The sequence below is a fragment of the Chryseobacterium sp. MYb7 genome (genome assembly GCF_002979455.1).
Classification (GTDB): domain Bacteria; phylum Bacteroidota; class Bacteroidia; order Flavobacteriales; family Weeksellaceae; genus Chryseobacterium.
Genome location: NZ_PCOU01000035.1, coordinates 14,055 through 39,029 on the forward strand (window position 1 = coordinate 14,055; position 24,975 = coordinate 39,029).

Annotated in this window: 24 protein-coding genes; 7 read left to right on the forward strand and 17 right to left on the reverse strand. The window is 36.1% G+C overall.

Going from position 1 to position 24,975, the window contains the following annotated elements; translation table 11 throughout:
- Positions 1 to 73: 73 nt before the first annotated feature.
- The 7 genes from arsB to CQ046_RS21040 form a co-directional block, all read right to left on the reverse strand.
- The gene (arsB, locus tag CQ046_RS21010) at positions 74 to 1,108 is read right to left on the reverse strand and encodes an ACR3 family arsenite efflux transporter (RefSeq protein WP_105704146.1); all 1,035 of its coding nucleotides are present in this window, start codon (positions 1,106 to 1,108) and stop codon (positions 74 to 76) included.
- Positions 1,109 to 1,110: 2 nt separating this feature from the next.
- On the reverse strand, positions 1,111 to 1,722 hold the full coding sequence (locus CQ046_RS21015; RefSeq protein WP_105704147.1) for a low molecular weight phosphatase family protein: 612 nt from the start codon (positions 1,720 to 1,722) through the stop codon (positions 1,111 to 1,113).
- A gap of 19 nt (positions 1,723 to 1,741) precedes the next feature.
- Complete coding sequence (locus CQ046_RS21020; protein WP_105704148.1) at positions 1,742 to 2,215, reverse strand: DUF6428 family protein; 474 nt, start codon at positions 2,213 to 2,215, stop codon at positions 1,742 to 1,744.
- A gap of 65 nt (positions 2,216 to 2,280) precedes the next feature.
- Positions 2,281 to 2,610 carry an ArsR/SmtB family transcription factor gene (locus CQ046_RS21025; protein ID WP_047375646.1) on the reverse strand — a complete coding sequence of 110 codons (330 nt, stop codon included), beginning with the start codon at positions 2,608 to 2,610 and terminating at the stop codon, positions 2,281 to 2,283.
- Positions 2,611 to 2,794: 184 nt separating this feature from the next.
- Entirely contained in the window at positions 2,795 to 3,736 is a 942-nt protein-coding gene (locus tag CQ046_RS21030) for a 3',5'-cyclic-nucleotide phosphodiesterase (protein WP_105704149.1), read from the reverse strand.
- Positions 3,737 to 3,860: 124 nt separating this feature from the next.
- Positions 3,861 to 4,982 carry an agmatine/peptidylarginine deiminase gene (locus CQ046_RS21035; protein WP_105704150.1) on the reverse strand — a complete coding sequence of 374 codons (1,122 nt, stop codon included), beginning with the start codon at positions 4,980 to 4,982 and terminating at the stop codon, positions 3,861 to 3,863.
- Between the two features lie 70 nt (positions 4,983 to 5,052).
- Entirely contained in the window at positions 5,053 to 5,877 is an 825-nt protein-coding gene (locus CQ046_RS21040; RefSeq protein ID WP_105704151.1) for a GyrI-like domain-containing protein, read from the reverse strand.
- 160 nt (positions 5,878 to 6,037) lie between these two features.
- Here CQ046_RS21040 and CQ046_RS21045 point away from each other — a divergent pair, with 160 nt between their 5' ends.
- Positions 6,038 to 6,253, forward strand: a complete 216-nt coding sequence (locus tag CQ046_RS21045; RefSeq protein ID WP_105704152.1) for an FUSC family protein — start codon at positions 6,038 to 6,040, stop codon at positions 6,251 to 6,253.
- A gap of 31 nt (positions 6,254 to 6,284) precedes the next feature.
- Entirely contained in the window at positions 6,285 to 6,692 is a 408-nt protein-coding gene (locus CQ046_RS21050; protein ID WP_105704153.1) for a YybH family protein, read from the forward strand.
- Between the two features lie 76 nt (positions 6,693 to 6,768).
- Here CQ046_RS21050 and CQ046_RS21055 read toward each other — a convergent pair whose 3' ends face one another.
- From CQ046_RS21055 to CQ046_RS21080, 6 genes are all read right to left on the reverse strand, one after another.
- Positions 6,769 to 8,223, reverse strand: a complete 1,455-nt coding sequence (locus CQ046_RS21055; RefSeq protein ID WP_105704154.1) for a sigma 54-interacting transcriptional regulator — start codon at positions 8,221 to 8,223, stop codon at positions 6,769 to 6,771.
- 67 nt (positions 8,224 to 8,290) lie between these two features.
- Positions 8,291 to 9,430 (reverse strand): vWA domain-containing protein, encoded by a 1,140-nt coding sequence (locus tag CQ046_RS21060; protein WP_105704155.1) that lies wholly within the window; start codon positions 9,428 to 9,430, stop codon positions 8,291 to 8,293.
- A gap of 328 nt (positions 9,431 to 9,758) precedes the next feature.
- Entirely contained in the window at positions 9,759 to 10,169 is a 411-nt protein-coding gene (locus CQ046_RS21065) for a DUF2000 domain-containing protein (RefSeq protein ID WP_105704156.1), read from the reverse strand.
- A 3-nt stretch (positions 10,170 to 10,172) separates the two neighbouring features.
- Positions 10,173 to 11,129, reverse strand: coding sequence for a helix-turn-helix domain-containing GNAT family N-acetyltransferase (locus CQ046_RS21070; protein WP_105704157.1), 957 nt, complete (start codon positions 11,127 to 11,129; stop codon positions 10,173 to 10,175).
- Positions 11,130 to 11,277: 148 nt separating this feature from the next.
- Entirely contained in the window at positions 11,278 to 13,050 is a 1,773-nt protein-coding gene (locus tag CQ046_RS21075; RefSeq protein WP_105704158.1) for a flavin monoamine oxidase family protein, read from the reverse strand.
- A 12-nt stretch (positions 13,051 to 13,062) separates the two neighbouring features.
- Positions 13,063 to 14,250, reverse strand: coding sequence for an FAD-dependent oxidoreductase (locus CQ046_RS21080; protein WP_105704159.1), 1,188 nt, complete (start codon positions 14,248 to 14,250; stop codon positions 13,063 to 13,065).
- A 689-nt stretch (positions 14,251 to 14,939) separates the two neighbouring features.
- Between CQ046_RS21080 and CQ046_RS21085 the strand changes: the two genes are divergently transcribed.
- From CQ046_RS21085 to CQ046_RS21100, 4 genes are all read left to right on the forward strand, one after another.
- Positions 14,940 to 16,673: an ATP-binding protein gene (locus CQ046_RS21085; RefSeq protein ID WP_105704160.1), complete on the forward strand. Its 1,734-nt coding sequence runs from the start codon at positions 14,940 to 14,942 to the stop codon at positions 16,671 to 16,673.
- A complete protein-coding gene (locus tag CQ046_RS21090) occupies positions 16,651 to 17,304 on the forward strand; it encodes a response regulator transcription factor (protein WP_185126226.1) in 654 nt (217 codons plus the stop codon). Before CQ046_RS21085 ends, CQ046_RS21090 begins: the two co-directional genes overlap by 23 nt.
- 473 nt (positions 17,305 to 17,777) lie before the next feature.
- On the forward strand, positions 17,778 to 18,185 hold the full coding sequence (locus CQ046_RS21095; RefSeq protein ID WP_105704161.1) for an ACT domain-containing protein: 408 nt from the start codon (positions 17,778 to 17,780) through the stop codon (positions 18,183 to 18,185).
- 148 nt (positions 18,186 to 18,333) lie between these two features.
- A complete protein-coding gene (locus tag CQ046_RS21100; protein WP_105704162.1) occupies positions 18,334 to 19,281 on the forward strand; it encodes an alpha/beta fold hydrolase in 948 nt (315 codons plus the stop codon).
- A gap of 79 nt (positions 19,282 to 19,360) precedes the next feature.
- On the opposite strand, the gene CQ046_RS21105 is transcribed toward CQ046_RS21100, so the two are convergent.
- Positions 19,361 to 19,756, reverse strand: a complete 396-nt coding sequence (locus CQ046_RS21105; RefSeq protein ID WP_105704163.1) for a VOC family protein — start codon at positions 19,754 to 19,756, stop codon at positions 19,361 to 19,363.
- Between the two features lie 97 nt (positions 19,757 to 19,853).
- Positions 19,854 to 20,540 (reverse strand): Crp/Fnr family transcriptional regulator, encoded by a 687-nt coding sequence (locus tag CQ046_RS21110; RefSeq protein ID WP_105704164.1) that lies wholly within the window; start codon positions 20,538 to 20,540, stop codon positions 19,854 to 19,856.
- Between the two features lie 385 nt (positions 20,541 to 20,925).
- On the opposite strand from CQ046_RS21110, the gene CQ046_RS21115 reads away from it, so the two are divergent.
- On the forward strand, positions 20,926 to 21,651 hold the full coding sequence (locus tag CQ046_RS21115) for a YoaK family protein (protein WP_105704165.1): 726 nt from the start codon (positions 20,926 to 20,928) through the stop codon (positions 21,649 to 21,651).
- Between the two features lie 52 nt (positions 21,652 to 21,703).
- Here CQ046_RS21115 and CQ046_RS21120 read toward each other — a convergent pair whose 3' ends face one another.
- Both CQ046_RS21120 and CQ046_RS21125 read right to left on the reverse strand, forming a co-directional pair.
- Complete coding sequence (locus tag CQ046_RS21120) at positions 21,704 to 22,519, reverse strand: DUF4249 domain-containing protein (protein WP_105704166.1); 816 nt, start codon at positions 22,517 to 22,519, stop codon at positions 21,704 to 21,706.
- A gap of 3 nt (positions 22,520 to 22,522) precedes the next feature.
- Positions 22,523 to 24,853 (reverse strand): TonB-dependent receptor, encoded by a 2,331-nt coding sequence (locus CQ046_RS21125; protein WP_105704167.1) that lies wholly within the window; start codon positions 24,851 to 24,853, stop codon positions 22,523 to 22,525.
- Between the last annotated feature and the right edge of the window lie 122 nt (positions 24,854 to 24,975).

A 24,975-nucleotide genomic window follows, 5' to 3' on the forward strand; every position in this document is an offset into this window, starting at 1 on the left:
ATTTTTCTCTTCAAAATTAATAGAATAAAAAAGCATCACCGGAACAGTGATGCTTTTTATTTTGGATCTTAGATTATTTATGATACCATTTCTTCTTCAATAATAAACTTGCTTTTACCAGAAGGATAAGTACCGGAACTTCTACCAAAGGACCGATTACTCCTACAAATGCCTGTGGTGAATGTATACCAAAAACTGAGATCGCAACAGCAATTGCCAGTTCAAAATTATTTCCGGTAGCAGTAAAGGCAATAGATGCATTTTTATCATATGGAATTTTTAATGCTTTATTGATCATGAAACTTACGAAAAACATCAAAACAAAATAGATAATTAAAGGGATTGCTACCTTAGCAACATCCATTGGCAATTCCAGTATTTTGGAGCCTTTTAAGCTAAACATCAATACAATTGTAAATAATAAAGCATACAACGTGACAGGGGATATCTGAGGTATGAATTTTCTATTGTACCATTCCGAACCTTTTGATTTTATAAGGAAATAACGACTGAGAAATCCTGCCAGAAAAGGAATTCCCAGATAGATCAGTACACTTTCTGTAATATCCTTCATAGAGACATTTACCTTAAAACTTGCAAGCCCCAGTTGGTTGGGAAGTACATTAATGAACAGCCACACCATAAAACTATACGTAAACACCTGAAAGATACTGTTCAAAGCAATCAGCAAAGCTGCATATTCTCTGTTACCCTTGGCAAGGTCATTCCAGACGATGACCATAGCAATACATCTGGCCAGCCCAATAAGGATCAAACCAGCCATGTAATCGGGTTCATGCCTTAAAAAGAGTATAGCAAGACCGAACATCAGAAGCGGACCGATGATCCAGTTGAGAAATAAAGAGACACTAATTGCTTTTTTATCTTTAAATACCAATGGCAGAAGAGAATAATCTACCTTTGCCAATGGAGGATACATCATAAGAATAAGCCCGATTGCCAAAGGAATATTCGTTGTTCCAATAGACTGCGAATTGATTAAATCAGGAATAACCGGAAAAAAATATCCCAAGGCAATCCCCATACCCATGGCGAGAAATATCCATAAAGTAAGATAACGGTCAAGAAATTTTAATCTGGGCTGCATGATTAGAGTTTGATGTTAGAAAAGACATAGAACATTTCTTCTGCAATTTGCAAGCTTCTTTCAGCATATACTGATGCCTGTTCCGGAGTATTATCTGAAACTTTAGGATCCTCAAACGTAATAGGAATCCTTTTCTCTGCTCCTGGAATGAACGGACATCCACCATCTGCCTGTGAGCATGTCATGATCGCTGCAAATTCTGATACTGGATTGAACGGACTGTCATATTTTTTTGAAAAGCCCATAACTGGATGGCTGTTGTCGTTATATCTTATTGCATACACAGGATTGGCTGTATCAGTAATACTGAAAACTGTGAAACCCTGTTCCTTCAGGATCTCTGCAACTTTTGGAAATAATGCCGTCGTTTCCGTGCCTCCGGAATAGCAGTAAACTTTCGGAATCGTAAAGAAAGAAGCTGCTGCCTGTGCCCAAACCTGTGCCAGATGACTTCGGCGGGAATTGTGAGTGCAGATAAAATTCAGATTGATTTCTTTGCTATCGTTAACTTTTTGTTGGATAAAGCTGATCAAAGGTTCCAGAATCTCTTTTCTATCGGAATCTATATTTTCCCATTGTAAAGATCGAATCGTGTTTAATAATTCTTGATACATAACTTTTTATTAGGATTAATTAGCAGCAGCCTGATGCCGGATTACACACTGAAGTTGGGTTTACAGATAATTCAGACATATTTTTCTTTTGTTTTTCAGAATGAATCCCACAGGCTTCCTGAGCAAGACAGCCGGTTGTTTTGTTTTTCAGAACGAAGTTTTTCCCGTTAAATTCCAGATCATATTTGCCAATAGTTTCACCCTGATATTCTACTTCAATTTCTGAATCTTCTATTCCCAGTTGTTCTTCAGAAAGTTGAATGATATGAAGCAGTTTTCCCGGTTTCAGACGGTGTTGATAATCATCAGCATTCCATAACTGAAAATTAACTGCTTTTTCATGCCTGATTACCCCTCCGCAATCGATGAAGTTTTTTACAATTTGTCCCACTTCCGTTACATGGAAATGTTCTGGGACAAAGCTTCCGTTTTCTAATTGAAATTCTACATTTTCCAGTGTAGGTAGAATTTCTTTAATTTTTGATAGTCTCATAATAGATTAAAATTTATATAGTGTTATATTGCAATATTACGATATGTTTATTCAAAAAAAATGCCTTAACAGCATTGTTTTATAGTTACATCCTGATTAAAAAACAGGTTGAATTCATTTTGAAATTGCTTCCAGGTACTTTCATTAATACAGTAACATACAGATTTTCCTTCAATAGAACCTTTAATGATCCCGATATTCTTCAGCTCTTTTAAGTGTTGAGAAATGGTAGCCTGAGCCAGTCCAAGTTCTTCAACAAGATCGTTACAGATACATGCTTTTTGATTAATAATGTACTGTAAAATGGCTATTCTTGCCGGATGTCCCAAAACTTTAAGCAGAGAAGCCAGCTTATTTTGTTCTTCAGTATAGATTTCTGTTTTTGTAACACCCATTGTTTTAATTTTATATTGCAATATTACGATGATAAATTAATAAAAACCATTAAAAAGTTTATTAATTTTATTGAGGAAGATTTAAGTTGTTGAATTTTAATTACTTAAAATTTATTCTAATATAAATGAAAATCCCTGAAATAAAAAAGATGAAGCCAATTTTGCTCCATCTTTTTATTTATTGTTATGGTAAACTAATCTTTTTACCTTGCTCGGGGAAGGTATAATTTACTTTTAAAGGGTTGTTTTTCAATAGCTCTTTTTTGATAAGTTCGGGATTATCACCAGTAGGTTTTCTATGAGTAACTACGATGTTGAGCCCTTCAAGACTGCTTTGTCCAGTTTTTTCTTTCAGTTTACTCAATTCCTCAATCAACAGGTTAGGAGTAAGATGTCCGAATAGCAGATGCTCAGGCTGGCTATTAGGGAAAGAAACCTCAATTAATATCGTGTTTAACTGTCTTTTTTTAACAAGCGGAGCTATCGTGTTCCAAAGATGATCCAGACGGTCAGACTTTTCGATGCGGTCTGCACCAGTGTCCCCCAGATACAGTAGGTAATGATCATCTCTTCTTACCAGTGCAGCACTGCTTTTATAAGGGTTTACATGACTCAGTTCATAACCAGTAATAAAAAACGGAGTTTTAGGTGCCGGAATTTCAGTTCCTTCCTGAAGCTCATTATAATGATATTTTCCAAGAATGGGTTTTTGTCCTTGATCGGCAAAATTGATCCAGGTATCTGTGATAAAGTAATGATTTTGCAAGATCTGAATTACAGGAGCTATGGCAAAAATATCTTTCTTGGAATCTGCCGGAGAATTAATGATAAGTCCTGATAAATGATCCAGGTGGCCATGTGATACAAAATATCCTTTTATCTGATCTTTAAGAACTGATTCTGCTGATCCTTCAAGACTTTTCAATTCAATCCCTTTTCGGATTCCTGCATTTACAGTACCGGCATCAAGACAAAGAAATGCATTGTCTTTAGGAGCACCTACCAGATAAGCTGATAAATTGTCTTCCTGCTCACCACCATATATCCCCAGGGGAATTACATCAAAATTTTGTGCCTTACAAACAATATTCAGAAGAACGAATAAAGAAAGTGCTGTTTTTTTCATAATACTTATAATAGAAAACCGTCTCTTACAAAGATGGCAAAGCAAATTTACGCTATTTTTAGTGACTGGCATTCTCTATCAGTAAAGCCTGCTGATTTTCAGCAGGCTTTATTTTTAAGATTATTTATTGAGGCTGTTGCTGAGTTACACAATGCACCATTCCGCCATTGGCAAATAAGTTACGGCAGTCTATTCCAACCACTTGTTTACCAGGGTAGAGTTGTTGGATGATGTTATTGGCTACCGCATCATTCGGGTCATTATAATTAGGAACCAATACACGGTTATTCGCAATATAATAATTGATGTAAGAAGCACGGCCTACATTTTTTCCGTAAGTGGTGATCACATCATTTCTGGTTAAAGGAACTTTTACAAACTGATAGGCAGCTCCGCTTTTGGTGGTTGCATCATACAGTTTATCAATATCACCATTAGGAACCTGCCAGTAATTAAGGTCATCCGGATTCATTGTGATAATGGTAGATGAATTGGCAAATCGGGCAAACCCGTCAATGTGCATGTCTGTGATATCGAAACCTGCTTTTCCATTCAGCCAGATAAATTTCGTTACCCCTAAATTTTTAGTAAATATCGCTTCTGCCTCTTGCTGAGTCATTCCCGGATTTCTGTTGTTATTAAGAATGGAACTTTTACAGGCCATTAACACTCCGTTTCCATCAATTTCCACACTACCGCCTTCATTGATCATCACTGAATTGAGATTGATTTTTGGAATATTGGTATCTGTAGCGATTTTGGATGGAATCACATTACATTTGCTATATTCGGCTTTGTTTCCCCAACCGTTAAATCCCCAATCCTGAATAAATAACTGGCCATTTTGGTCTTTCACATAGATCGGCCCGTTATCTCTTACCCAGAAATCATCGGTCTGGTAAAGTTTGAAATTAATGTTGGTAAGCGGAACTCCTGCACTGTTTAATAATCCCGTAATACGTTTTTTTTCCGCAGCGTCATAAGCAATGATGTGAACTTTTTCATTTTGTACCAGCTCTTTGGTCATTGCTACCCAGGTTGCATCCAGACGGTTTCGGTAGGTTGTTCCATATTGATACTGGTGTGGCCACTGAAGCCAGGTTCCTTCGTGTATTGCAGATTCTTCCGGCATTTTGTAAACAGGAGTTACAGGGTTTGTAGTACCTGGAGGTTCCGGTATATCTGTCTGTGAACACGAAAGTAAAAGAGCAGGGAGTAACGTGAATAAAATTTTCTTTTTTTGCATAATTGATCTATTTTTTAATAAGGCAAAATTAGATCTGCGAAAATTTTTAAAGTTGTCCCAAATTGACAACTTACTTCAAGGGCAATAAAATATACGTCAGCTGTTTTTCCTGATCATCTTCATTCTCCGCATGCCTTTCATATTTTTCTATGATGGGAGTGTGGGAAAATTCCAACCCTGAATTAAAAATCCAGCGTGAATAGATTTTAGTATAGGTTTCATCTATTGTTTCATAGCTTCCCGTGTGAGTAAATCTGGCATATTTGCCTCCAAATATTGTTTTTGAAGGAAGCTTTTTGCTGACAGATTGAACAGAGGCACATGCGTCATATCTACAGTTGATTTCCGTTTTAATCAAAGGTTCATCCGCTATAACTCCAAAATATTCTGTCCCGGAATCCGGAAATTCATTTTCCATGAATTTTTCCCACAGTACTTCAATTTCTTCGTTGTTGTAATAGGTTTTAACACTTTGATAGTATACCTGTAAAGGCTTAATAAATATGATATCCGGTTCCAGCAATATATCAGATGTTACCGGTACAATCTCGTCTTCACAAAGAAGTTTTTCCTTACTTAATCTTGCCGCTTTTGGGGAAATTCCGAAATGTTGTTTAAAAGCTTTGGAAAAGGAAGCAATATTGGCGAAACCTACTTCAATGGCAATGGAGGTAAGGTTTTCCTGGGTGTAAAGAATTCGTTTATAAGCATTTTCTACTTTCAGCCTTTGCTGGAAAGCACCTATTGTTTCTCCACAGCTGTACTTAAAGATGCGTTGAATATTTCGGTAAGAATAATGGGAGATATCTTCCAGTTCTTTTACCGAAACGGGATGATCATAATTTTTTTCCATGAAATTGATAACTCTGTAAATACAATTCAGGGTGTCTTCCATAAGTCTTAAAATTTTTCCAAAATAAATAAGGCAAAATAAAATTACAAATAAAAGAATGTCTTGGCAATATTGTATTTTAGCTTTCGGTAAAAATAGATTTTTAACATCATAAACTTTTACCGTTTTAACCCAAAAATAACCCAAAAACTTATATTAAACCATGGAAAAAGAATTGTCAGAATTAACTGATCAGGAGCTTTTAGAGAAAAAAAGAACCATTGAAGCCAGAAATATTGTCAATGCAATAATTCTGGGAGTATTGGCTGGCATTGCTATTTATAGTACGATAAGTAAAGGCCTGGGTTTAATGACTTTTTTACCTATAATTTTTGCTTTTTTGTTGCCAATAGCTGGAATAAAGACAAGAGAGCACTGAAAAGGGAAATAGACTCCCGAAATCTGAAATAATGGAGGATTTTGACAGAAAAACAGAGGCCGGTGCTGTAGCCTATTTCCGTAACCGTATCAAAAACGGAGACGTGAAAGGTGCATTGAGCTGTTTTCATCCTGAAGCAGTCTACATAGACAGAGATGGGAGAGAGCTGAGAGGCCTTGATCAGATAGCAATGGCAATGAATGCGATCTGCAGATTAAAACTGGATATACAAGGTGAGGCTCCGCATATAACTCTTGTGAATGATCTTGCAATGTGGATGGATCAATGGGAAATGACGGGAATAGCTCCGGATGGACATCCTCTTCATATGACGGGTAATACTTCCTGCATCATGAAAAGAAATGAAGAGGGAGAGTGGTTGTGGCTGATTGATAGTCCTTTTGGTTCTGCCGTCTTAAAAGGGGGTAATATGGTGTAAAACTGATCTTATTTCTTAAAAAAATAAAAACCTCCAGCTGATCTGAAGGTTTTGTCATTATATTATTGTACTGATTTTAGTTACGTAAGAATTGACCAATACCCGGTGATTCAAAAGTAAAGGTATTCTGATTTTCAGATTTGTCAATTTTGTTACTGATCGTTAATGCCCATAAAACTAGTTCCTTACAGAAATTTTGATCTTCTGTACTCAATTCAGATGCATTTTCTTCAATTACAGTTGTGAGGGGTGCTATCTTATCAAGTTTAGCATAGAATTCTTCATCCGTATCATTGTAATTAAGCTCCAGATGATTTTTGTTAAACCATCTGATGAGGTCGGTATAAGGGGTTTTGATTCCTTCTTTTTCCAGTTTGGAAATACGCGGGAAAATGCTTTCAAATTGGGCCATTACCGCTTTGTCAATTAAAATTTTGGCTACATAATCTGCTCCTTCCTGTTCTCCTTCATACACCAGTTCAATTTTCCCAGTGATAGAAGGAATGATGGACATAAAGTCAAGCAGGCGGAGGGTTGTTTTTTCAGTGTCGGACTCAATCAATCGTAATTTTGCTGCTGCCACTAAGTTTTCCATAGCACTGATGGTAAGGCGGGCACTTACACCGCTTTTTGCATCTACATATTCACTGACACGGGCTGCAAAGGCTACTTCTTCCAAAAGATCTTTCGCCAGATCAGGAATCTGTATCTGTGCTTTATCTTCAGCAGAAATCATAGCCTCCTGTTCTGTAATCTGTCTTGCAAGGGCAATTGTTTTTGGATAATGGGTGAAAATCTGCGACCCGATTCTGTCTTTCAGCGGGGTTACAATACTTCCTCTGTTGGTATAATCTTCCGGATTGGCGGTGAATACAAACTGAATATCCAGCGGCATTCTCAGCTGAAATCCACGGATCTGAATATCTCCTTCCTGCAAAATATTGAACAGGGAAACCTGAATTCTTGCCTGCAGATCCGGTAATTCATTGAGAACAAAAATAGAACGGTTGGCACGGGGAATCATTCCGTAATGTAAAACCCGTTCATCAGAATAGGGTAGTTTTAAGGTTGCCGCTTTAATAGGATCTATATCTCCAATTAAGTCAGCGACATTTACATCCGGAGTAGCCAGTTTTTCATAGAAACGATGAGAGCGGTGTACCCACGAAATAGGAGTTTCATCGCCTAATTCTTCAAGAAGATCTTTCGCAAATTTTGAAATAGGGAGAAATGGGCTGTCGTTAATCTCGGAACCTTTTACAATAGGCATATATTCGTCAAGCAGATTCACCATACTTCTTGCAATTCTGGTTTTTGCCTGACCACGCAAGCCCAGCAGATTGATATGATGACCTGCAAGAATCGCTTTTTTCAATTGAGGGACAACGGTGTCTTCATAGCCCCAAAGTCCTTCAAATACAGGTTCTTTAGCTTTAATTCTAGCGATTAAGTTCGCCTGGATTTCCTCATTAATCGTTTTATGAGTGTAACCGGAGTTTTTTAATTCTTTGAATGTAATATCGTTTTTCATTTTCTTGTAATACTAATTATCTGGTAAGATTTTTATTTTGAATGCTTTAAAGTCAACAATCTGACTTTTATATTCTTCTTATTCTGTTTTTCTCGTAATCTTCAAAAATCATTTGTCCTAAACCTGAAAGTCCCGTTAGGAAAGCTTTCCCTTTGTTCTGAGCTGTAAATTCTTCAATAAACTGACGCAAGTAAGGATCTTGAGCAATCATAAATGTGGTAATTGGGATTTTCAGTTTTCTGGCCTGTGCTGCTCTGTTGAGACATTGGTTAACAATTTTCTCATCCAATCCGAAACTGTTCATATAGAACTCTCCGCTGGGTAACTGAATACAGCTCGGTTTTCCGTCTGTAATCATAAAAATCTGTTTGTTGGTATTTCTTTTTCTACGGAGGATATCCATTGCGAGTTCCAGGCCTGCTACTGTATTGGTATGATAAGGCCCAACTTTTAAATAGGGAAGGTCTTTGATCTTGATGGGCCATGCTTCGTTTCCAAAAACAATAATGTCAATGGAATCTTTGGGATATTTTCGTTTAATCAATTCCACGAGAGCCATAGCCACTTTTTTGGCCGGGGTAATACGGTCTTCACCGTATAGGATCATGGAGTGGCTGATGTCAATCATCAGAACGGTACTCATTTGTGCCTTGTGTTTGGTTTCCTCTACAATGAGGTCTTCCTCTGTCAGGCGCAGGTCTGAAATTCCGTTATTGATCTGTGCATTTTTCAAGCTTTCTGTTATGTTGACGGCTGCAAGATCATCTCCGTATTGAAAAGAGCGGTTTTCTCCATCTCTTTCATCTCCGATTCCCGTTTTGTTGGTACGGTGGTTTCCTGCTCCGTTTTTCTTCAGTTTACCAAAAATCTGATCTAAGGCATATTCACGAAGAGCAGCTTCCAGTTTGGGAGTCAATATATTTTTACCTTTTCCACTTCCTGTATTGCCTTCTTCGGAATCTTCCTCTCTGATATAACCTCTTTTTTTCAAATCTTCTTCAAGATCCTGAAGGGTATATTCATCACTGAAGATATCATATTCCTTATCCAGCATATCAAGCCACTCAAAGGCTTCCTCAAGATCTCCTGAGGTGTGGGTAAGCAAATCTTTGAAAACATCAAAGATCCGGTCAAAATGTGATAATTCTTCCGGCACATGCTTACTGAATATAAATCCTTTCTGAGGATTAAAATTTTTATCTGTCATAAGATGATAAGCTGTTTTGCTGTTATTGGTTTTTGAATATTTCAGATAACCTAATAAATTATCTGGTGAATTCTTTATTTCGTTTCAATCTGAAAAGTTAGGAAAATATAGTTTCAGGATTCCATTAGAAAAATAGAAAATACTAATGATGGTGATATGGAATTAGTATATAACAGCCCATATTTTGACAGAGTTTAGAAGAATGGATATTAGTTCTTATAGTAAGAAATAGTAAGAAATGCACAAATAAAAAGATTTGTGCATTTGTGATTGTAACTATTTTGAAATAAGCTTTTATACGGAATAGGTCTTCGGAATTTCCTATGACTTACTCATGGAATTTTAATCTGTCTAAGGCTTTATCTACCTTTTTATTGTCACCGTACACGATGATCCCTATCAGGTCCAGATTATCTGCAGTATGTTTTCCTATTTCAAGAACATTTTCTTCCCCGGATCGGGTATCAAAAAGCTGTTGAGTATAGATTCCGATTGCTAGCTCACGGTCTCTTGAGCGTTGAAATGCTCTTTGAAGCTTTTCCGTATTATCTGCTTTATAGATAAGGGTGGGGTGCTTTATAAATGGTAAGAATTCTTTCTGATCCGCGGTAACGAATTTTTCACCATGAGTTTCAGGGAATTTAATGGCAATGCTTCCGGCTAAAAAAGAAATAACATTAAGTTTTTGCCATGGCAACAGATCATCTTTTATAACGATGGCTACTTTTTTATCGTACATATTTTAATTTTTTACATTTAATTCCATTTGAATATTACAGCGCTGATAAGGTGTAGAACGTCCAGTTACTTTCTGGAATCCCAGTTTGTAATACAGATTAATGGCCGGTTTCAGTAAGGTGTTGCTCTCAAGATATATTTTTGATGCACCGGATTCCTTGGCTTTGCTGATGATAGCCTGTCCCAACAACCAACCTATATTTTTGCCCTGTGCTTTGGGAGAAACAGCCATTTTTGCCAGTTCAAAATCATATTCCGGATCATCCATCTTGATAAGAGCGCAGACACCAAGTGGTTCTTCATTGTATAGGGCTACAAGGATCTTTCCACCTTTATTTAAAATATATTCTTCAGGATTATCCAATGCTTTATAATCGGCATCTTCCATTTCAAAATAAGTAGAGATCCATTCTTGATTGAGTGCTTTGAATGCTGATTGGTATTTTGGTTCATAATCAACTATTTTTACATTCTTACTTTCACGGGTTTTTTTCTGATCTTTTACTCTTGCGAGCAAAGACTTTTTTTCAAACAGATGTTCCCATTCTGCAAGTGCCTCCCAAAGATTGTGTGTAGCTTCGCTGATCATTTCTTCAATGGCATGGTCAAGATCTGTACATTGGATTTTTATTTTGGCAGAAAGTTCTTTTCCTTTTTCAGTAAGTCCTGCAATATTTCTTCTTTTATCTTCTGATTTTTGATTATCCTTTACCAGGCCTGCTGTGGTCATTTCTTTGATAATCTTTGTCACCGATGGCTGAGAATGTCCTATTTCTTCAGCAATTTCAGTGATGGTTTTTGAACCTTCTTCGGAAAGAACAAAGAACACGGGAAACCATTTTGGTGAAAAATTAACATCATACAGCTCATAGATTTTTGCTGCTTCTTCTGTAATATTAGAAGCCATAAAACGTAATCTGCTGCCTAGAGCAATCTTTCCTGTTTTTTCAAATAATTCCATAATGTATAATTAATTATATAACTAGTTATGCAAATGTAATAAATTAATTAATAACACAATGGATCTCTTAGATAAAATTAAAATAATAAAAGCTCCGGAACAATCCGGAGCTTTACCTGTATACATCATCTTCTCTACTGATACTTGGCTACCACCCTAAATAATATTCAGGATCTAACCAGTATGGCCAGTCTAATTTAAAATGGGTCTGAAGCATTTTTTCAGCTTCACAGAAAGCTCCTTCCACCCAGCCCTGCTGATCAGAATACGCTTCCCCGATAATATGAATCTGCTCATCCATCAATGGCTTTCTCATATAAGGCATTACATCTTTTACGGAGAACCCTGCTTTCCAAGCATGATATCCTGCACCGTAAGGATCATCTGTCCAATCTCTGAAGTAAGTTACATAAGGCTCAGGAATATCTACACCATGTAATTCTTTCAGCTGATTCATCAATTCATTGACCATAAACTGAGTGGCCTGAACGTCATCAAACTTATGTAATTCTTCCAGAGATGCAGATCGGGCAGCTCTCACTTTAAACAGAACTTTATCATCAGAAAGCGCTTTCCAGAAGGTTTCCGTTTCCATATCACCATAACTTCCCAATAACATTGAGTTTTTGGTCTCATTATCTGTACCGAAATAATAACACTGTCTCATCGGTAAATCTGTAATAGAATGCCCGGAATCAATTCCCATATCTCTCCACCAAGGACCTTCGAAGCCCATCAGGATTTTAAACGCAGGCTCCATAATGATAGAACGGATATTTTTGTTCAGTTCTTGGTTTCTGTTGGCGTCAAAAAAGAAGTTATTCTGATCCAGAAGTTCAAGAGACTTTCTTGGCATACCCAATACGATTGAATTGGCGTACACTTTCCATGTGGTGTTGCTCTGAATATTCAGGAAAGTAAGCTCATATTTGTGAGTCGCGATTAAATGATGATCTTTAGTGAAAGTAATCAATTTGTTTTCAGACCAGATACGCGCTCCATCATATGCCATATAGGTGTTGGCAACTGCATAAGCAATGCTGTCATACCCCTCTTCAATAGTTTTGTAGGTAGTATCAGCAGAAAAATCTCCTACCATATAAGGAAATGCCTCTGCAGAATTCCAGTTGATTGTATTGGAATAATATCCTCCGGCATTTGCTAAGAACTCATATCCTTCCTGAGAAACCTGGTCTTTAATCAGGTTCCAGAAACCGATATCATTTACTAAACGCTTATCATAAGGAGAACCAGGGAAGTTGTAAATCATTCTCGGCTTTATAGCATCCCAATCTCTGCTGGTCAGTTTGAATGTATAATCATAGCCGTTAGGATCTGCAATAATAAGATCTTTATACGTTGCAGCCACCCATGGATCTGACATGAGTACATTATAAATGATTTTATTGAATAACTGATCAGAGCTGAACCCTTCATCATTTTCATTCAGGAAATAACGGGTAATCAGTTTATTGCCCTGTTTTTGCTCTTCTGTCCATGAATTTTGTTTGAAACGTTCTTTTCTGATGTACATGAATAGTTTGTCTGGCTCACCCATCGGGAATTCAACAGGGGTCATTTTATCCTTTAATACAGGTGTTCTTTTGTTCAGATCTTTTTCTTTTAACGGATAACCTTCTATCAAAGTGGTTACGATTTCCTGAGAAGTCAGATAACGCATTCCTCCAAGCTCACCCCAGAAATTCATTCCGGGCATGATTACGGATTCCAGTCTTCCGCCTAATCTGTCGCTCATATCAAAGATCTGAACTTCGTGACCTTTATATTTATTATCTGCTACCAAACGGAAAGCAGTGTATAATCCAGAGGTTCCGGCACCAATGATGGCTACTTCAGTTTTCAGATCTGGCTGCATTCCCGGATACAGCTGGGTATCTTTGTTTACGTTTTCTTGATTCATGGTTTTATAATTTTAAAGTGCTAAGAAATATTTATATCCTAATCGGAAAGGAGTGATATCGAAATCAGTATGGCCGTCCAATGCCAGGTCAGACATGATTTTACCTAAAAATGGAGTGAATTTGGCAGCCCATCCTGTAGCATACACCACAATATTTTTATGGTTGGGGACATAAGAGGGTGCAAAATCAATCAGCAGTTCTTTATTGGGGATTGTGCTCAGTGCGATAAGGCATGTTGAGGTATATTCCGGAATAATACTGAGTCCGGTCATATGTTTTTCTATCCATTCGGAGGTGTAAACCAGTTCCTGAGGGTTTGGAATCAATGTTCTGTCGCTTGGCTCTTCCAAAGGTTTGATAACAAAATCAGGTGCCACACGGATGTATTCCGGATGATCCCATTCCACGGAAGGGAAACCATAAAACTGGTTGCCATTTTCTCCTGTTGCATTCTGGAATACAAACCAGGTTGGATATTGTATCTTAGGATCGGTCTTTTTAAAATAAGCAGAAGACATATTCCAGTAAGTGGCTTCTATTTTAAAATCAAGCAGATTAATAACACTATTGATGTAAGGTCCCGGAATAATGGCCAATTTTTTTGCGATATAAATTCCATTGGGAGTGGTAAGCTCAAAAAGTTCACCTTTTTGTTTGATTTCCAATACCGGAGAATCTTCTCTGAGCTCAACGGTTTCTTCCTTTTTACAAAGATCTAAAAGTGTTTCAATCGTTGCTTTGAAATTAATGCTGGCACCATCAGGTTGAAACAGACCTGTATAATTATCCGGAAGGTTTTTGAAATGATATTGTTCTTCAATTTCCTTTGAATTCAAAGTGGTATAAGGAACGCCTAAGGCTTTTAAAGCTTTTTCTGCTTCAGCAATATTTCCTTCGGTAGAATGTACTTCAGGATCTCCAAACCAGAGTGTTCCCACTTTATCAAGCAATTGGGTATCTGTCTTTTTTTGCAGTTCATCCCAATAAGGTTGCGCGTCCAAAGCCATTTGTACCATATACTCATCTGGATAGGGAATCCGGAATTGACGTGATACCCCTGCAGAGCTGCCCAGCTGATTGACAAAGGTATATTGTTCCAGTACCAGTGTTTTAGCCTGGCGCTGACCAAGGTGATAAGCCGTTGCCAGACCTATTGCTCCTCCGCCAATGACGATTACGTCGTAGTTTTCTGTAATCATAGGTTATTTGTTTTTATTTTTATAATCGTATTGAAGAGATACAGAAAAAGTAAAGACAGCAAAATGAAGTAACGTACCTTCATTTCTGATCTTTAATAATCTCTGATCTTTACCATCCATACGATAGATTGAGTATAGAGATGAATCTGCCGGTACATGTGAATATCCTTGTCTAACATTGGATATTGTCACTATTAATAAGCATTTCAAAGTAACAAAGAAGAGGGTATATGTTCTTAGAGTGTAAATAACCAATTGTGGTATTGAGTAGAAATACGGAATGGTAATAAAACCATATGTGGCAGGGAGTTTCTTTCTTTAAAGAGATTGGAAAAAATAGATGGCTGTTTATGATTCAGACATTATTTTGCGGGGTATCATTTAATATTTATAATAAAATAGACAGAAGAGTAATATTTTACTGAGCATCAAGTTTTTGCAATTGATTTAAAAAAATGAGTTTACATGAATAAAACTTTATGTTTACAGAGCGTTTTTATATAAAATAAAATTGTTTTTTGTGGGTTTTATCAAATATTCATTATTACAAGAAGACAAAAATTACTTTAACTTTGCCAAATAGATGATATACAGCTATTGCATAATTATTGAAAATAATGGTATATTGTTGAGAATTAATATCAAACTCACTTATGGGGTATAAGAATTAATTTAACTGATAAACAAATATGAAAAATAAATTCTTAAATTTTAAATTGAGAAAAGTTGTTCATTATTCAATGATCCTTTGTATTTTATTGATACAGGTTATCATTGCCATATTTTTTTATAACGAATTTGTCAACGGGAAAAAGCTGAAATTTATTAAAGATCAGTTGGAGGAAAGCCGTGCACTGGGAGGATTGACGGACAATTCCCGGAAAGATTTTATGGCGGCGCAGGATCATTTGCAAAAATATATGGCTACACAAGATAATAATGATCTGCAGCTTTATTTTCAATCATTAAGAAAGCTTAAAACCAATTTTGATAAGATTGGGGAGTATGAAAACACAAGTCCCAAACTAAAAAAAAGTCTGGAAGCTTATCGTCAGGATACTCAGAAGACTGTAAAACTGGAAACACTGATAGATTCTGTATACAAGAATTCCCTGAACGGACCTTCGAATATTGAGGATAAGCCATTTGAACCCGCAAAGTATAAAAATGATTTTGAAGATTTTAAGATTCAGACCCGTACATATGCTGATACTGTTAAAAAGAAAGGCTTTTTTGGGCGTTTAAAAGATGCTGTAAAAGGAAAAGTGGATGTACAGAAGGAAAGTACGGTGATTACAATGACCAACAATAAAACCATAGATATTTCTCAGGTAAAGTCTAAGATGGACAACACCATAAAATCTATGGATAAACACTATGTTGCTGAAGTAAAGAGAATGCAGCAGATTGCTGCTCAAAGTCAAAAGAAGAATTTACAGTTTTACAGTAATTTCAGTAAGTTATTGGTTTACAGTAATAGTTTGATTGAGGTATATGAAAATGCAATAAAAGACTTTAAAAAAGAGCTTGAAAAAGAATATAGCGAACAGAGTTCCAATAATAACAGAATTAGGACCAATTTGGTCTTGGGACTCATGATACTGATGTTTATTGTATCCATTCTGATCATGTATTTTACAAGAATGGCATTTGTTTATGAGCAAAAACTGAATGCAGCTAATAAAGAGATTAAAAAGAATCTTAATTTCAAAAACAGAATTTTGGGAATGTTGAGCCATGATTTGAGGTCTCCATTGAAAATCATCAATATATTTATCGATAAGATTCAAAGAACAACAAAAGATGAAACAATAAAAGACTATCTGAAATCCATAAAGTTTACAAACAGTACTTTGCTCCTTCAGTCTAATCAGATTCTGGAATACACCAAAAATGAGAATGCTGAAAAAGAACTTATAAAATCAAATTTTAATCTTAAAGAAGAGATCAGTTCAATTGTAAAAGTAATTACTCCTTATCTGGAAACAAGAAATAACAGATTTGTAGTTACAGACAGAATTCCGGAGAATGTAGATGTTTTTTCGGATAATATCAGAATCAACCAGATTTTTATGAACATTATTGGGAATGCCAATAAATTTACAGAAAACGGGCAGATAGATCTTGTGATGAATACAGAAGTAGTGGGAGAAAATATAATTTCCCTGATTACAACAGTAGGAGATACAGGAGTGGGAATATCAGAATCAGATCTTGGTAAAATTTTTGATCCCTATTATCAAGGGGTGGTTTCTGATGAGGTAGATAACCTGGGAGCAGGGCTTGGGCTTAATCTTGTAAAAGAAATTGTAGAACTTTTTGATGGTAATATATCAGTGGAAAGTAAATTGCATAAAGGAACTAAAGTGACATTCAGGATCAATTTAAATAGTAATAATAATGGAAATATCAATTCAAAATAAAGAAATTATATTCCTGTTGGCAGACGATCACAGCATCGTACGCCAGGGAATGGAGATTGTTATCAGTGATATTGTCCCTGAGGCTACCGTGTATCATACTTCATCCTTACATCAGGTATTGGAGCTGGTAGAATCAAAAAAGGTAGAGATGGTGATCATTGATGCTCATTTCCCGGACGGAAACAGTCTGCATATTTTACCTGATATGAAAAAGATAAATCCTGATGTTAAAATTTTAGTTTTTACAGGACTTGAAGAAGAACTGCATGGACTTAAATTTGTGAAAGCAGGTGCCAATGGCTATCTGAGCAAGCTGAGTGAAGAAGAAGAGGTGAGGGAAGCTATTACAGCTTTTATAGAGAAAGGAGAATATTTTTCTGAGCGTTTGAGGAATCTTATGGTGCAGTTGGTTCACAATCCGAATCTGATAAGCCCTCTTATGGGTTTAACCAAGCGAGAACTAGAAATAGCAGAGCTATATGCTGATGGATACGGAAACCTAGAAATTTCAAATGCTCTGAATATAAAACAAAATACAGTAAGCACAATCAAAAAAAATATCTTTGAAAAATTGAAGATAGAAAATATGGTTGAGCTTATTGAGCTTGTCAAAACACACCATAAACTATAGAAATTCTTAGAGGATTCTACACTTCTTATCATCAAAATATTTTTTATAGATAAATATCGATATTAGAATCGAGATGTATCGATGGGGTTTATAGAAGATTTTATTCCGGAATATTGTTCCTTTGTACTGTGAAATTTAAGTAATGAAAAAGCCAATGAGAAATAATGGTTTTCGATTTTAAAAATTTCATATAAACACAAATAATGATTATAGCTATTCAAATAATAAACGATAGTTATAAGAATGCAAATGATGGGAAAAAAACAATTGATGAAAAATTAGAAGTGTATGAATAACCCTTAAACAGGGCTTCTTAAAACCAAATTTTTTTAAAAAAACACAAACACATATAGTGAGGTTCAGTTGATAGGTTACAAGTACAACAAAAAGGAGGCAGTCTGCCTCCTTTTTTGTTTTTTATCATTTGATAAACAGATGCTGCCATCTATATCTTAGTTTTGCAACAAAAAAAGATGTCAGGAGAAAAAGATTTAAATATTTTGCTTCAGAATATGGAACCGGTACTAAATGCCGGAGAATATGTATTCTGTACCATTGAAAACCTGGGTGGAATACCGGATATAGAAAAGATTCTTTTTTTCTTTCGGGAAACTGAAGCGGTTACCATTGTTTTAGAAAAGACTATTGCTGATAAATGGTCCTTGGAATATAGTTATATTTCTTCCTGGATCACCCTGAATATTCACTCTTCTCTTGAAGCTGTAGGGCTTACCGCTGCTTTTGCCAATGCATTGAAAAAAGAAAATATCAGCTGTAATGTAGTGGCAGCTTATTTTCATGATCATATTTTTATAGCGAAAAAAGATGCTGAAAAGGCAATGGAAGCTCTTCACGCATTGAGATTAGCTCAGGATCTTTAAGAACTGATTTTTAAAATTTTTGCTTTTTATTTTCACCTTGAAAAATGTCTGATTGGGCTGCTAAAATGTCTTGTTGATATAGCTTTTAAGTGTATTGTCTGTTTTTGTATTTTATGTTTGCACCATAATCTTACAAAAATAAACAACAATGAAAACAATCAGAAAAATCTCAGCCGTTAGCTTATTATGCTTAACTTTTTTTACAGTAGTGACAATGTCCTGCTCTGAAGAAAATGAGCCTCCCACGATACAGAAGGTACAAAATAACAGCCACCAAACTGCCAAAACCCAATTCATAACTGTTAAAGGAAATACAATAGCATACCGTGTTTTAGGAAAAGAAGATGGAATTCCATTAGTACTTTTTCCGGGGCTGGGTGGCTCAATGGATGATTGGGATCCTGCGGTGACAGATGGATTGGCCGAAAAATATAAGGTCATTATCTTCGACAATAAAGGAGTAGCTTCTTCAAAAGGTACAACACCCAATACGGTTCAGGCAATGGCTGATGATGCTGTTGATTTTATCAAAGCACTGAATTTGAGTAAAGTTAATATCATGGGATTTTCTATGGGAGGCTTTATTGCTCAAAGAATCGTGCTAACGAATCCAGCATTGATTAATAAAGTAATATTAACGGGAACGGGTCCTCAAGGGGCAATCGGATTGTCTAACCTTCCTACTATTGTTGCAGGAACAGCAGGATTAAGCCCTGAGGCCTCCTTTCTGAAATTTGGCTTTACAGAATCTGCCCAAAGTGTTGCAGAGGGAAAAGCTTCTTATGCAAGAGTTCAGCTCCGTACAACAGATAGAGACCTTCCGTTAAGTGATGTTGCTTCCAATTCGCAATTTACAGCGGTATTGAGCTGGGCTCAACCTAATGCTGATGCGCTTACCGAAATACACAAGATCAAAAATCCGGTACTGATTGTGCATGGTGAGAATGATCTTCCTGTATCTGTTCAGAATGCTAAAAATATGGCTCAGAATTTAGACGATGCAGAGCTGGTGATTTTTCCGGATTCGGGGCATGCCTCTTTTTATCAGTATCATAATGCATTTGTTGGAAAAGCCATTGAATTTCTTGGAAAATAAATGAAAACGATATCGATACATTCATAAAAAAACTCGCTGTAATTTTCAGCGAGTTTTTTGTTTTTATGGATGAATAGATTTAGCTGAATTTCTTTACAGCTTCCACACTTACGGGAGTAAAAAAGTTGATCATATTGCCATCCGGATCACAGAAAAGAAGTGATCTGTTTCCCCAGGGCATTGTTGTAGGTTCCTGGATGATTTCTGATGTCATACTTTTAATTCTTTCATATTCTTCATCTACATTTTTAACCAAAAACTCAATGATTGTAGATTTTGTTCCTGCGAAATCTGTAAGGCCTTCCGAAAACATCTGCATTGTTCGGGTGCTTCCAATAGCGATGGTGATAGAATCTGTAGAGAGCTCTGCAAAGTCTTCAGTGTACCATCTTGCGGTTATCCCTATAGTCTGTTCATAAAATTCTACGGCTGTCTTGATGTCTTTGCTGATAATTCTTAATGAGGTAAGTTTCATGTTGTTTTATATTTAAACAATTACATGACAAAAGTAGGGTAGTGTTATGACAACAGCTTGTCAGTAGGAAAAAGAGCTTTTAATTTCAATTGTTTCATTAATAAAAGTTGGCAATATGAATCAACCGCTTAAAGTCGGTGATTTGTATTTTCCGTCCTTCAGATCTGATCAGTTTTTCCTGCTTAAAATCATTGATGATGCGGGCTAAAGTTTCTCTGGCTGTTCCTACCATATTGGCAAGATCCACACGGGAAAGAGAAATAAATACTTCGTTATCAGGTGCATCATTTGACTTATACTTATCATGAAGAATCAGTAAACTGAGAGCTGCTCTTTCCCGGACTGTACGATGGGATAAAACGGCAATAAGGTTGGCCATTACACTGAATTCATGACTCAGAGATTTCAGCAATAACCTTGAAAGTACCGATGACTGGCTTAGGATATCCAGAAAACTGTCTTTTGAAATAAATGAGATGACAGAATTTTCAAGTGTTGAGGTGGTATCTCCATAAGATTCATTACTCAGAATGGCAGAATACCCAAAAAATTCACCGGAACTGTAAATGTAAATAATCTGCTCTCTTCCGTCATTATCAACCTTGTATTTCTTTATTCTGCCTTCATTAAGATAGTAAACGCCATTAGGTTTTGTTCCGTCAGTAAAGATGGGCTCATTTTTACGATAGTTCTTTGTTTTCATAGCTCCTGTAAGCAGATTCTTATCATATTCAGGCAGTTCATCAAAAAGATACTGATTATTAAAAATAAATTTTGAGATCATAATTTTTCTATACAGGCTATTGAATTTACGTTCAGTTTTTAACTTAAATCACATTTTAAGCGGATCTATATCACAAGCTTTTTTTTCTGAACGAATTACTTTTACAAAAATAATAAAATTGGTGCTGAAATAAGAAACAATAGATTTCTGAGGGCTTTGTGAAAGCTGTTTTCATTTCATGAGAAGACCATTGTTTATTATGAAACACCGGGATTTTACGTTGAAAAAATGATATAGTAAATTTATAAAGAACACTGGGTAAATATTTAAGCGGACATGTTTTTCACGGCTTTATGCTGACATTTCTAATTTATTTTTTTACTTATTTATTTTATCCAGCTGTTCTTTTTAAGTCCTAAAAATAGAGCCCTTATAGAAAATTAAAATGTTCAGACACAGAGGGAAAAACAGAACCTACTTTCACAATCTTAAACTTGCATCAGCACTTTCGTTTGTTGCAGGAATAGTGAATATTGTAGGGGTATTGTCTGTTAGAGTTCTTACAACCAATATAACGGGGCATTTTGCTTTCTTTTCTGAAGAGATTCTTCTCGATCATTACAGTGAAGCTTTTACTTATTTTATCTTTATTATATGTTTTCTGGGAGGAGCATTCTGTTCAAGTTTTATGGTTGAATTTTCATCAGGACATAAAATGTTCCGGCCACATCTTATTCCTTTGGTTACCGAAATTCTGATATTAAGTTTTGTGGGAATAGCAGATGATAAGATATTGAAAATCTCAATATCTCCTTATACAATTGCCGGACTTTTGCTTTTTGCAATGGGGGTTCAGAATTCATTGGTAACAAGAGTATCACAATCTGTAGTGAGAACTACTCATCTTACAGGATTATTTACTGATTTAGGAATAGAGCTTTCAAAACTTTTCTTTAAAGAAAGGGAAAATGAAAAAAGACAGCTTAAAAAGAATATTGCCTTGAAACTGGTGATTATTACCTGTTTTTTTTCAGGATGTATTCTGGGGGGCTTTAGCTACAGCATGATTCGTTTAAAAGTACTGATTGCGACTGCAGGAATACTTTTTTTTGTGATCAGGTATGATAAGCTTCTGTACAGGTATTATGCTTTAAAAAGAAAATTAAGATAAGGCAGAGAATAAAAAAGGATATTCCAACTAACGGAATATCCTTTTTTTTAATTTATGGAGTAACAGGCTGGATTACAAAAGTTTGTGTATCTGTGGTATGGGCAGAAAAATAACCTAAAGCTCCATTACTGATATTACTTGGCGGATTGGCTGGAGTAGCGCTTCCTCCATTACCTCCTGAAATCTGAAGTAAAGAACTGTAATAGGTGAAAATATTATTGTCAATACACTGCATTTCTACATGAATTTTATCTCCTACTATCACCTCATGATCTCTTCCTTTATTATCATCATTAGGAAGTATAAGAGGTTGTTGATTGGCCAATCCATTATTCACATTATCTGAAAAAGTATTCATATATTTTTTAGTAAGATCATTGATCGTAAAACTAAAAAGATATCGGTTTCCTAATGGCATAGGATCTGTGAAAAGGGGTAGAAGCGTATATGTATTTTTATCGCCAAACTTAAAAGAACTCTGCTCTAACCCATCAAAATTAACTACATCCGGCATTTTGCTTTGGGCATTATACTGCTTCCCGTCAGCCTGTACTTTTAAGGTATAGATTCTGCCTGGTTGTCCTGTAAATGTAGTGGTTTGATATATCCCATTTCCGGTATACTGAAGGGTTTCGGTTTGCCCTGTATCATCACTTAAAATTACCTGAGCTCCTGTTACAGCCGGATATTGATTGGGTTCAGAAAAACCGACTGATTTTGTGATTTTTACAGTATAAGGTCCTGGTTTATTCGTTACATTTCCTTCGATAACAATGTTTCCGCTCTGATTGTTCAGATCCAGCTCAATCTCTTTTTCACAAGAAGTTAATGCAAAGAGGGAGAATATGATATAAAAAGTATTTTTCATGATTTAGAATTTGAAATTATAAGTGATATTGGGTACCCAGCGGAACAAAGAGGTCTGCATGGCTCGTGTTGTGCCGGGACGGTCAGGATTATCTTCAAAGTTTATGGTATAGGCATTTTCTCTACCATAAAGGTTATAAATACCAAACGTCCATGATCCTCGGAATCGCTTATTGGAACTTGGTTCGTAAGTTGCACTCAGATCCATTCTGTGATAGGCCGGCATTCTGTCTGCATTTCTGTTGCTGTATTGGAATATGGTTTGTCCGTTAAGTTCATATTTTCCGGTAGGGAAGGTAACAGCATTTCCTGTACTGTATACAAACAATCCTGAAAAACTCCATTTAGGATTAAGCTGATAGGTGGCCACAATGGAAAGATCGTGAGTTTTGTCCATTCTGGCATTATACCACTCATTATTATTAATTCCATTGATTTTTCTTTCTGTTTTAGAAAGGGTATAGGAAATCCATCCTGTTAGTTTTCCGCTTTTCTTTTTGGCAATAAGTTCCAGACCGTAAGCTCTTCCTTTTCCAAATAACAATTCACTTTCTACATCCGCTCCTGTATCAAATCCAATCTGAGCTCCGTTTTTGAAGTCGATCTGATTCTTCATGTCCTTATAGTAAATCTCAGCATTCAATTCATAATTGTTATTATTGAAGTTTCGGCTGTATCCAAGACTGATCTGATCTGCAATTTCCGGTTTTACCGTATAACTGCTTCCAATCCACTGATCTGTAGGGTTTCCACTGTTGCTGTTGCTTAAAAGGTGAAGATTCTGGGTGTTACGGGAATATCCTCCTTTCACACTACTGACTTCATTGATACGATAATTAGCACTAATACGGGGCTCTAGATTTGTATATGTTTTCCCGAATTTTCCTTTTTCCAAGAATTTACTGTCGGTAAGAATTCCATTCTCATATGTATTAAAGGTATCTCCTCCCAGTACACTGAACATAGAAAGTCTTAGTCCGTAATTAATTGTCAGCTTTTCTGTTGCTTTATAATCATCATTGATGTAAACCGCGTTTTCCCATGAATATCTTGGATTTCTTGGAAAACTGCTCACGGTTGTACCAGAAGCACTGCTTGGGGTAAGCGTGTGATAAATAGATTGAAGACCAAAGCGTACAGAATGCTTGTTTCCTGCAAACCAGGTAAAATCCTGTTTAAGATTCCAGTCACGTATTTTTGAATTCAAATCAAATACAGTGTCATCATTTTTCAGACTGATTTTATAGTCATAATTACTGTAAATGAAAGATGTATTGGAGAATAGTTTGCTGCTGATAATGCTGTTCCATCTCAGCGTTGCTGTTGTATTTCCCCAGTCTGTATTGAAAGTATCTCCTAATCCCAAAACATCTTTTCCGAAATATCCGGAAAGGTAAATACGGTTGTTTTCATTGATCTGATAATTGGCTTTCAGATTCAGATCGTAAAAATATAATTTGTTGTCTTTGTAATCTTTATTGGTTTTAAGGAACAAATCGGCATAAGTTCTTCTTCCTGAAACAATGAATGAGGATTTCTCTTTCTGAATAGGTCCTTCCACACTTAGTCGGCTGCTGATAAGACCGATTCCTCCATTGATGTTATAATCTTTGTTATTCCCGTCTTTCATTTTGACATCCAGAACGGAAGAAAGCCGGCCTCCATATTGAGCGGGGCTGTTTCCTTTAATGATGCTGGCATCTTTCAGGGCATCACTGTTGAACGTGCTGAAAAAGCCAAGAAGGTGAGAGGCATTATAAACAGGAGCTTCATCCAGTAGTATCAGGTTTTGATCGGTAGCGCCACCTCTTACACTGAATCCGCTGCTTCCTTCACCATTACTTTTGATACCCGGTAAAAGCTGTATGGTTTTCATAACATCTTTTTCCCCAAAAAGAACAGGAAGTTTTTCTATATTTTTAATGCTCAGTGTTTCTGCCCCCATCTGAGCTGAAGTTAAGTTTTTGTCCTTTTTAATGCCGGTAATCACGACCTCGTCAATTGATTTAGTGGCTGCTTCTGCGGGAAGAAGAGGAAGATCGAGTTTTATATTCTGATCAACTTTGATCTGTTGTTCAAAATCTTTATATCCAGGATTGGAAATAATAATGGTGTAATTTCCCTCCGGTAATGAAAGAGAATAAAATCCATATTCATTGGCAACAACATTAATAGTGGGATCTTCACTTACTTTGACTGATACTCCGATTAATAGTTCTCCGTTTTTTTTGTCTTTCACGGTTCCACTTACAGAATAGGTTTGCTGGGCCATTGCCAGGGTGCTGAAACAGAGCGCGGCGGTGGCAGCGGTAATTTTTAAAAAGGATGTTTGCATTAGTTTATTTTAAAGTAGTAGATCTCTTGTATATGAATTAATATTTTGATGTTGTATGATTAGTTAGATGAATAGGGGATTTGTTACACGTAACAATTTAATTATGAAATAAATCTATTGAA

Bases quoted from the DNA above. Each gene is read 5' to 3' on its own strand.
- arsB (WP_105704146.1), bottom strand. From the start codon at position 1,108: ATGCAGCCCAGATTAAAATTTCTTGACCGTTATCTTACTTTATGGATA.
- CQ046_RS21015 (WP_105704147.1), bottom strand. From the start codon at position 1,722: ATGTATCAAGAATTATTAAACACGATTCGATCTTTACAATGGGAAAAT.
- CQ046_RS21020 (WP_105704148.1), bottom strand. From the start codon at position 2,215: ATGAGACTATCAAAAATTAAAGAAATTCTACCTACACTGGAAAATGTA.
- CQ046_RS21025 (WP_047375646.1), bottom strand. From the start codon at position 2,610: ATGGGTGTTACAAAAACAGAAATCTATACTGAAGAACAAAATAAGCTG.
- CQ046_RS21030 (WP_105704149.1), bottom strand. From the start codon at position 3,736: ATGAAAAAAACAGCACTTTCTTTATTCGTTCTTCTGAATATTGTTTGT.
- CQ046_RS21035 (WP_105704150.1), bottom strand. From the start codon at position 4,982: ATGCAAAAAAAGAAAATTTTATTCACGTTACTCCCTGCTCTTTTACTT.
- CQ046_RS21040 (WP_105704151.1), bottom strand. From the start codon at position 5,877: ATGGAAGACACCCTGAATTGTATTTACAGAGTTATCAATTTCATGGAA.
- CQ046_RS21045 (WP_105704152.1), top strand. From the start codon at position 6,038: ATGGAAAAAGAATTGTCAGAATTAACTGATCAGGAGCTTTTAGAGAAA.
- CQ046_RS21050 (WP_105704153.1), top strand. From the start codon at position 6,285: ATGGAGGATTTTGACAGAAAAACAGAGGCCGGTGCTGTAGCCTATTTC.
- CQ046_RS21055 (WP_105704154.1), bottom strand. From the start codon at position 8,223: ATGAAAAACGATATTACATTCAAAGAATTAAAAAACTCCGGTTACACT.
- CQ046_RS21060 (WP_105704155.1), bottom strand. From the start codon at position 9,430: ATGACAGATAAAAATTTTAATCCTCAGAAAGGATTTATATTCAGTAAG.
- CQ046_RS21065 (WP_105704156.1), bottom strand. From the start codon at position 10,169: ATGTACGATAAAAAAGTAGCCATCGTTATAAAAGATGATCTGTTGCCA.
- CQ046_RS21070 (WP_105704157.1), bottom strand. From the start codon at position 11,129: ATGGAATTATTTGAAAAAACAGGAAAGATTGCTCTAGGCAGCAGATTA.
- CQ046_RS21075 (WP_105704158.1), bottom strand. From the start codon at position 13,050: ATGAATCAAGAAAACGTAAACAAAGATACCCAGCTGTATCCGGGAATG.
- CQ046_RS21080 (WP_105704159.1), bottom strand. From the start codon at position 14,250: ATGATTACAGAAAACTACGACGTAATCGTCATTGGCGGAGGAGCAATA.
- CQ046_RS21085 (WP_105704160.1), top strand. From the start codon at position 14,940: ATGAAAAATAAATTCTTAAATTTTAAATTGAGAAAAGTTGTTCATTAT.
- CQ046_RS21090 (WP_185126226.1), top strand. From the start codon at position 16,651: ATGGAAATATCAATTCAAAATAAAGAAATTATATTCCTGTTGGCAGAC.
- CQ046_RS21095 (WP_105704161.1), top strand. From the start codon at position 17,778: ATGTCAGGAGAAAAAGATTTAAATATTTTGCTTCAGAATATGGAACCG.
- CQ046_RS21100 (WP_105704162.1), top strand. From the start codon at position 18,334: ATGAAAACAATCAGAAAAATCTCAGCCGTTAGCTTATTATGCTTAACT.
- CQ046_RS21105 (WP_105704163.1), bottom strand. From the start codon at position 19,756: ATGAAACTTACCTCATTAAGAATTATCAGCAAAGACATCAAGACAGCC.
- CQ046_RS21110 (WP_105704164.1), bottom strand. From the start codon at position 20,540: ATGATCTCAAAATTTATTTTTAATAATCAGTATCTTTTTGATGAACTG.
- CQ046_RS21115 (WP_105704165.1), top strand. From the start codon at position 20,926: ATGTTCAGACACAGAGGGAAAAACAGAACCTACTTTCACAATCTTAAA.
- CQ046_RS21120 (WP_105704166.1), bottom strand. From the start codon at position 22,519: ATGAAAAATACTTTTTATATCATATTCTCCCTCTTTGCATTAACTTCT.
- CQ046_RS21125 (WP_105704167.1), bottom strand. From the start codon at position 24,853: ATGCAAACATCCTTTTTAAAAATTACCGCTGCCACCGCCGCGCTCTGT.